Source organism: Oleiphilus sp. HI0086, assembly GCF_001635225.1.
In genome coordinates this window covers 1-2,931 of the sequence record NZ_LWFZ01000848.1, presented here as the reverse complement: position 1 = coordinate 2,931, position 2,931 = coordinate 1, and the positions used below count along the sequence as shown (strand labels likewise).

Below are 2,931 nucleotides of genomic sequence, written 5' to 3'. Positions count from 1 at the left end.
ACAGCAGAAGACTTTAAAGGTGCAATAGTAGGTGAACCGGGCTCAACTAATGAACAAGCACAGATTATTGACCTGGTGCTGCCAACACCAATTGAGCCTCCTTATATTCTGGAGTTTACATCAGACGAAAATACGACTGATATTCTAACGGGGCAGGCACCCGTTATTTCCGAAATGCGAACCGTTATTACCCAAGCACTTCTTGATAATGGCGAGCAAATCTATGGCACACCTCTTACAACCATGGCGGTTGACTTGGCGATTCGTAATGCCGATGTCGATACCGGCCCTTGGGCTGACCGTGATGGCGATGAAATTACTGACCCGGGTTTAGGTGACGGCACTGCAACACCGGCTGAACTAGTGAGCGCGCTTCCAATAGCCGCGGCTCAGGTGAAGTCGACCATGGGCTTTGGTATGTCCCAGGATATTGATATTTTTGATACGCCTCCATTAATTGACGAAACAACTGATACGGGTGCAGAGCAAGAAGATGCTGCGGCTTATCGTGCTGCGGTAGAAGCGGTAACGGCTGTTGTGAACCAGATAGACGAGGCTGTTGGTACTGAAGACCCTAATGCTGTATTAAGTGCACTCACACAAGATTTAGCCGATGGCCAGATCGACGGTAAAGTCGACAATGAAGAAGGTGGCTCAGAATCGAGTGATATTTTTGGCGGTGCTGAAGATGATGCTGCTGAAGATACAGCTAGTGCCGCACTTCAACTTTTAGAGCAAGACCCTGCTTCCTTACCGATTCCGAACGACCCTCAAGGTCGTACAGTTGGTGAAATGAAACAAGTGATTAACGATGAAAAAGAAGACCTGGGTAATGAAGGCGTTAATACTGAAATAAATACTGAAGAAGAAGTTGTACTCAAGCCCGCTGAAACTGACCCAGACCTGGATGATGATGGCGTTCCAAATGATCAGGACGCTTTTCCTGAAGATGCGAGTGAGACAACTGACACCGATGGTGATGGCACAGGTAACAATGCCGACAACGACGACGATAACGACGGCGTTAAAGATGAAGACGATGACTTCCCTCTAGACGCAAGCGAACAAACCGATACAGATGAAGATGGAATCGGTAACAATGCCGATACTGATGATGACGGCGATGGTACTGAAGATATTGCCGATGACTTTCCTTTAGATTCTGAACGTCAGAATAAGTCTGATAAGGATAACGATAACTGGTCTGCCAATCAGGACCCTGATGATACCAATGCCAGCATTCCAGGTATCGATTTTGTTGATACCGATGGCGATGGCATGGCTGATTCTGGTGGCAGAAATGATGACCCTGATGATGATAATGATGGTGTGATCGATACTGAAGATGCCTTCCCAACAGACCCTACAGAACAAAAAGACCAAGATGGCGATGGCACAGGCGATAATGCTGATACTGATATCGACGGTGACCAGGTGCCGAACGATGAGGATAAGTTCCCACGTAACCCATTTGAAAGTGTTGATACCGATGGTGATGGTATTGGTAATAATACAGATGAAGACGACGATGGTGATTCCGTACCTGATCTTCAGGAAGAGCAAGATGGCACCAACCCGCTAGAGCGTGATACCGATGGTGATGGCGTGCTCGATAACGTCGACCAAGGTCCAACTGACCCAACGGTACAGTTCGATTCAGACCAAGACGGTATTGATAATGCGATAGATAATTGCCCAGTTCATTACAACCCTGTACAGAGTGACCTGGATGATGATGGTCGCGGTGATCCTTGTGACCTGGATCGCGATGGTGATGGCGTTAACAATGATCTTGACGCCTTCCCTTCAGATGAAACAGAAACAGAAGATACTGACAATGACGGTGTAGGTAACTCAGAAGATACTGATGACGATAATGATGGTGTTGCCGATGATCTGGATGATTTCCCGACTGACCCGAATGAAATTGTCGATACCGATGGCGATGGTACCGGTGACAATGCAGACAGCGATGATGATGGAGACGGTACACCTGATTCCGAAGATGCCTTCCCTCTAAACTCTAGTGAAGACACCGATACCGATGGTGATGGTATTGGTAACAACACCGATGATGACGATGATGGTGACGGTGTTGCCGACAGTGATGATGCTTCACCTCTAGATGCCTTGGCAAGTACTGATACAGACGGCGACGGTGAGCCAAATATCACTGATACCGATGATGATGGTGATGGTACGCCAGACTCTGAAGATCGTTTCCCACTGAACCCTAATGAAGATACGGATACAGATGGTGATGGCATTGGTAACAACACTGATACTGATGATGATAATGATGGTGTAGAAGATGATGCTGATGCCTTCTCTTTACTTGCTTCTGAGCAATTAGACACAGACGGTGATGGCACAGGTAACAATGCAGACACTGATGATGATGGTGATGGTACACCTGATGCCTCAGACCCATTCCCCCAAAATGCTTTAGAGACTCGTGACTCCGATGGCGATGGTATTGGTGATACAGCCGATACGGATGATGATAACGATGGTGTACTAGATATAAACGACGCTGCACCGACTAGCCGCGATGGTGATGAAGATGGCGTAGGTGATGGCCGTGATAATTGCCCAGTGAATAGTAACAGTGATCAGCGTGACTCAGATGGTGACGGCCAAGGTGACGCCTGTGATAGTGATGATGATAACGATACAGTCGAAGATAGCGCAGATAATTGCCCAACAGTACCGAATAGGAATGGCCAGAGCGATAACCTAGACGGTGATGACTTTGGTGATGCCTGTGATGATGATCGTGATGGCGATGATATCAAGAACGGTGTCGATAACTGTCCTTCGACCGCTAACTCGGATCAGGAAGACACTGATGGCAATGGCTTAGGTAATGCTTGTGAAGCTGATAGCGATCAGGATGGTTTCGCCGATCAGTTAGATAACTGCCCTGCCGAT

At 47.5% G+C, this 2,931-nt stretch carries 1 protein-coding gene; it reads left to right on the top strand.

Annotated features, from left to right (window positions below; translation table 11 throughout):
- The coding region (locus tag A3756_RS15260) for a thrombospondin type 3 repeat-containing protein (protein ID WP_068553809.1) at window positions 1-2,931 on the top strand (2,931 nt) is incomplete at both ends.